At 69.9% G+C, this 5,022-nt stretch carries 4 protein-coding genes and 1 riboswitch; of the genes, 2 read left to right on the top strand and 2 right to left on the bottom strand.

All coding sequences use genetic code 11. From position 1 onward, the window contains the following. On the bottom strand, positions 1 to 266 hold a 266-nt coding region (locus VAE46_RS08635), incomplete at its 3' end, for an NUDIX domain-containing protein (RefSeq protein WP_322796527.1). 58 nt (positions 267 to 324) lie between these two features. Further along, a riboswitch (ZMP/ZTP riboswitch) is annotated at positions 325 to 405 on the top strand. Positions 406 to 445: 40 nt separating this feature from the next. Between VAE46_RS08635 and purH the strand changes: the two genes are divergently transcribed. Further along, a complete protein-coding gene (purH, locus tag VAE46_RS08630; protein WP_322796526.1) occupies positions 446 to 2,020 on the top strand; it encodes a bifunctional phosphoribosylaminoimidazolecarboxamide formyltransferase/IMP cyclohydrolase in 1,575 nt (524 codons plus the stop codon). Positions 2,021 to 2,117: 97 nt separating this feature from the next. Next, positions 2,118 to 2,636: a group 1 truncated hemoglobin gene (locus VAE46_RS08625; protein ID WP_322796525.1), complete on the top strand. Its 519-nt coding sequence runs from the start codon at positions 2,118 to 2,120 to the stop codon at positions 2,634 to 2,636. A gap of 23 nt (positions 2,637 to 2,659) precedes the next feature. Here VAE46_RS08625 and VAE46_RS08620 read toward each other — a convergent pair whose 3' ends face one another. Then, complete coding sequence (locus VAE46_RS08620; RefSeq protein ID WP_322796524.1) at positions 2,660 to 4,981, bottom strand: DEAD/DEAH box helicase; 2,322 nt, start codon at positions 4,979 to 4,981, stop codon at positions 2,660 to 2,662. Positions 4,982 to 5,022 lie beyond the last annotated feature (41 nt).

The following is a 5,022-nucleotide window of genomic DNA, read 5'->3' as shown; positions in this document are numbered from 1 at the left end:
CGCACCTCCTCCAGCCGGGCGCCGGCCTCCTCCAGCGCCTCCCACCGCGCCGCTGCCTCCAGCGTCTCCCCCTTGTCCACACCGCCGCCCGGCAGGAACCAGCCCGAGCGGTACGTGTGCCGGATCAGCAGCACCTTCCCCTCCCGGGCGAGCACCACCCGCGCGCCGATCGTCACCGGGTGGAACAGCCGCCAGCGCAGCCGCTCCCCCTCCCACATCCCGCGCCGCACCAGCCGTTCGATCCCAACCAGCACACGTCGCACCACGCGGCCCAATCTACCCCCGCGCCAGCCATGCCGCGAATCACCGGCCGCTGCTACACTCGACGTGCCGGGCGACTGGCGTCACGCGGAGCACCGCGGGGAAGCCCGGCCTCGCGCATGGCCGCTCGCCTGGGCCGCCGCCGGCCATCGCCGGCTCACAACCATCCAACCCGGAGCACCCCATGCGCGCACTCCTCGGCGTCTACGACAAATCCGGCATCGAACCCTTCGCCCGCGCCCTCGCCGAACTCGGCTGGGAGCTCATCTCCACCGGCGGCACGTTCGCCACCCTCCACGCCGCCGGCATCCCCGTCCGCAAGGTCGAAGAGATCACCGGCTTCCCCGAAATGCTCGATGGCCGCGTCAAGACGCTCCACCCGGCCGTCCACGGCGGCATTCTCGCCCGCCGCGACCTTCCCGCGCACATGGAGGCCCTCGCCGCCCACGGCATCGCCCCCATCGACCTCGTGGCCTGCAACCTCTACCCCTTCTACGCCACCGTCACCCGCCCCGGCGGCGTCCCCTTCGCCGAGGCCATCGAAAATATCGACATCGGCGGCCCCACCCTCCTCCGCGCCGCAGCCAAGAACCACGAGGCCGTCCTGCCGGTGGTCGACCCGGCCGACTACGACCGCATCGTCGAGGCTCTCCGCTCCGGCGCCGTCCCCGCCGAACTCCGCCGCGAGCTCGCCTGGAAGGCCTTTGCCCACGTCGCCGCCTACGATGCCGCCGTCTCCGAGTGGCTCTGGCAGCAAACTCGCCCCGGCGAATTCCCGCCCCGCCTCTCCATCCCCCTCGAGCGCGCCCAGGACCTTCGTTACGGCGAAAATCCCCACCAGCGCGCCGCCTTCTACCTCGACCGCTCCCTCGCCGAGCACGGCCGAGGCGGCATCGCCACTGCCGTCCAGCACCATGGCAAGGAGATGTCCTACAACAACTACCTCGACACTGACGCCGCCTGGAACTGCGTCAACGATTTCCCCACCCCCGCCTGCGTCATCGTCAAGCACACCAACCCCTGCGGCGTCGCCACCCGCGATGACCTCCGCGAAGCCTACCGCCTCGCCGTCATCGCCGACCCCACCTCTGCTTTCGGCGGCATCGTCGCCTTCAACCGCGTCGTCGATGCGGCCCTCGCCCGCGAGATCCGCGAGTTCCGCAACCCGAACGACGGCGAAACCCGCATGTTCTACGAAATCGTCATCGCCCCCGGCTACACCCCCGAAGGCCTCGCCACCCTCAAGGGCAAATCGAAGGACCTCCGCATCCTCGAAGCACAGCCCCACGCCCGGGGCGGCCTCGCCCTCCGCCAGGTCGGCGGCGGCTGGCTCCTCCAGGACCCGGACGACCTCACCCCCGATGACCTCCAGCTCCGCGTCGTCACCGAACGCCAGCCCACCCCCGAGCAGCTGCGCGACCTCGCCTTCGCCTGGCGCGTCGTCAAGCACGTCAAGAGCAACGCCATCGCCATCGCGAAAGATGGCCGCCTCCTCGGCATGGGCAGCGGCCAGCCCAACCGCGTCAAGAGCGTCGAAATCGCCATGGAAAAGGCCGGCGAAGAAGTCCGGGGGGCCGTCCTCGCCTCCGATGCCTTCTTCCCCTTCGCCTGGGGCGACAGCATCGAAAAGGCCTGCCAGGCCGGCATCGCCGCAATCATTCACCCCGGCGGCGCCCTGCGCGACCAGGACGGCATCGATTGCTGCAACCAGTACGGCGTCGCCATGATCTTCACCGGCATCCGCCACTTCCGCCACTGAACGATTCGGAAAGGCGCGGGAAAGGCGCCACCCGGCCCCGTTCATCAGCAGGCGCCAGGCCCTCGTAGTTCACGGCAGACCAGCAGAGGAGACTGCCGTGAACAAGCCCGCTCGACCCCTCACCCGCGCCCCCCGCTCCCGCCGCGACTTCCTCCGCGCGACCGGTGCCGTCGCCGTCTTCGGCGGGGCCTTCCTCGTCGTCGGCTGCAGCGATGACGACAGGAAGTCCATGCCGACGCCCGTCCCCACGCAGCCCGGCCAGGCGAAGCTCTACGACCGCCTCGGCGGCAAGCCCGCCATCACCGCCGTCGTCGATGCCTTCATCGCCAACGTGGCCGCCGATACCCGCATCAACCGATTCTTCGCCAACACCGATATCCCGACCCTCAAGATGCACCTGGTCAACCAGATCGGCGAGGCCACCGGCGGACCCGAAAAGTACACCGGCCGCGACATGAAGACGGCCCACGCCGGCCTCATGATCACCAAAGCCGATTTCGACGCCCTCGTCGAAGACCTCGTCAAAGCCCTCGACCAGTTCAACGTCCCCGCCGCCGAGAAAAACGAGCTGCTCGGCCTCCTCGGCCCCATGGAGAAGGACATCGTCACCGCCTGAGCGGGCCTCCGGGGGCCGGCCCGCTACCCCGCCTGCCCGGCGAGGCGCTCCAGCAGCACCGACGCTGCCCGCTTCGCCGGGCTCTTCTCGTCCACCTGCGGGCCCACACATGCCGGGCAGCCGTTGCGGCAGCGGCAGCCGCGCACCGCCTCCAGGCAGGCATCCGTCAGCCGCTCCCGCACCTCGAACAGCCGCTCCGAAAGCCCGATGCCGCCCGGGGTCATATCGTACAGGTAGACCGTCGCCGCCCCCGTCGACGGCGACCGCACCTGCGCCTCCGCGCCAAGGTCGCGCGGGTCGCACATGCAGTACACCGGCGCCAGGTTCCGCATCAGGTGGGCCACCCCCTGCAGCCCAAGCGTCAGCTCCTCGCGCCCCATCCCCGACGTCGCCCCCTCGCCGAAGGTCACCCATGCAGCCATCGTGTGCAGGTTCTCCTCCGGGATGGCGATCTGCCCCCAGCCCACGTTCTCGTGCGTGTGCAGTTTGATCTTCTTGAAGATTGTCGCGAGGAAGGTCAGCGCCACCTCCCCCAGCTCCCAGCTCCCGCCGCCGCCCGCCGGCGCTTCCCGCTCCCGCTCGATCACCTTCAGCTCCACCGCCAGCTGCGCATCGGTGTAGTAGTCCACGTCCACCGCGCGGACGTACGCCTTCTTGTCATCCCAGTCGAGCCGCTCCACCTGGTACTGCTGCCCCCGGTGCAGGTAAATCGCATCGTCGTGGATTAGCAGCGGCGCGCTTGGGCGGTCGCACTCGCCGATCACCCGCGGCCGCGGCCCTTCCTCAATGATCACGAAGTTGTCCGTGCTCGCGCTTCGCAGGCTCACCTCCTCCGCCGGGTACACCTCCGACATCCAGTAGTACCGGCCGTTCGCCGCCTGCAGCACGCCCTCCTCGACCAGGATGTCCAGCATCACCTCCCCGTGCCGCCCGAACGGCTCACCCGCCTGGAACGGCAGCTCGAACGCCGCGCATTTCAGGTGGCTCGCCAGGATGTACGGGTTGTCCGGGTCGATCGCCGCTCCCTCGATACCCTCGTCGAAGATGAACTCCGGGTGGCTCGCCACGTACTGGTCGAGCGGATTCGAACTCGCGACCAGCACCGCCAGGCTCGACCCCCGCGACCTGCCCGCGCGGCCCCACTGCTGCCATAGGCTCGCCAGCGTTCCCGGGTAGCCCGTCACCACGCTGGCACCCATCCCGCCGATGTCGATCCCCAGCTCGAGCGCATTCGTCGCCACCACCCCGCGGATGGTCCCCTCGCGCAACCCTCGCTCGATCGCCCGCCGCTCGTTCGGCAGGTAGCCGCCGCGGTAGCCCGTCACCCGCTCCGGGTCGCCCGGCTTCGCCCGCAGCGCCTCGCGCAGGTAGGTGAGCAGCAGCTCCACCCGCACCCGGCTCGGCGCGAACACGATCGTCTGCACCCCCGAGCGGATGAGCTCCGCCGCGATCGTCCGCGCTGCGCTCACCGCCGACTGCCGAATCCCCAGCTCCCGGTTCACAACCGGCGGGTTGTGCACCACCACCACCCGTTCGCCCTGCGGCGCTCCGCTCTCGGACACCACCTGCACCCGGTCACCGATCAGTCGCTCCGCCAGCTCGCCCGGGTTCGCAATCGTCGCCGAACAGAGAATGAACGTCGGGTCCGAACCGTAGAACTGGCAAACGCGCCGCAGCCGGCGGATCACGTTCGCCACGTGGCTCCCGAACACCCCGCGGTACGTGTGCAGCTCATCGATCACCACGAACTCGAGGCTCTCGAACAGCTGCACCCACTTGGTGTGGTGGGGCAGGATGGCCGCGTGAAGCATGTCGGGGTTCGTCAGCACGATCTGCCCGGCCTGCCGCACCGAGCGCCGCGCATCCGCCGGCGTGTCCCCGTCGTAGGTGAACGTGCCGATGCCCCCGCCAATCTCCCCAATCAGCCCCTGTAGTTCATCCAGCTGATCCTGCGCTAGGGCCTTCGTCGGGAACAGGTAGAGCGCCCGGGCCGAACGGTCCTTCAGAACCCGGTCCAGCACGGGCACGTTGTAGCAGAGCGTCTTGCCGCTCGCGGTTGGGGTCACCACCACCACGTTCGAACCGGCCAGCGCCGCCCGGATCGCCTCCGACTGGTGTGAGTACGGCCGCGCGATCCCCCGCCGCTCCAGCGCCGACCGCAGCCGCGCGTCGAGCCCCTCGGGCCACGCACCGAACCGCGGGGGGCGCTCCTCGAGCCGCCGCACCCACGTCGTTGCCGATGCCTGCTCCTTCGCGCTCAGCTCCGCCACGATCCGCTCGGCGACCACCGCCGGTGGGACCGGGCGCACCGCCGGGACCGGGTAGGCAGGCTTCGGCTTGGCCATCGCTCACTCCCGTTTCGCACAGATGTTCGGAGTATGCCCCC

Origin of the sequence: Tepidiforma sp. (assembly GCF_034433535.1) — a bacterium.
In the GTDB taxonomy this organism is placed as follows: Bacteria; Chloroflexota; Dehalococcoidia; order Tepidiformales; family Tepidiformaceae; genus Tepidiforma.
Note: the sequence above shows the minus strand (reverse complement) of the source record. Positions and strands in the feature narration are given on the sequence as shown.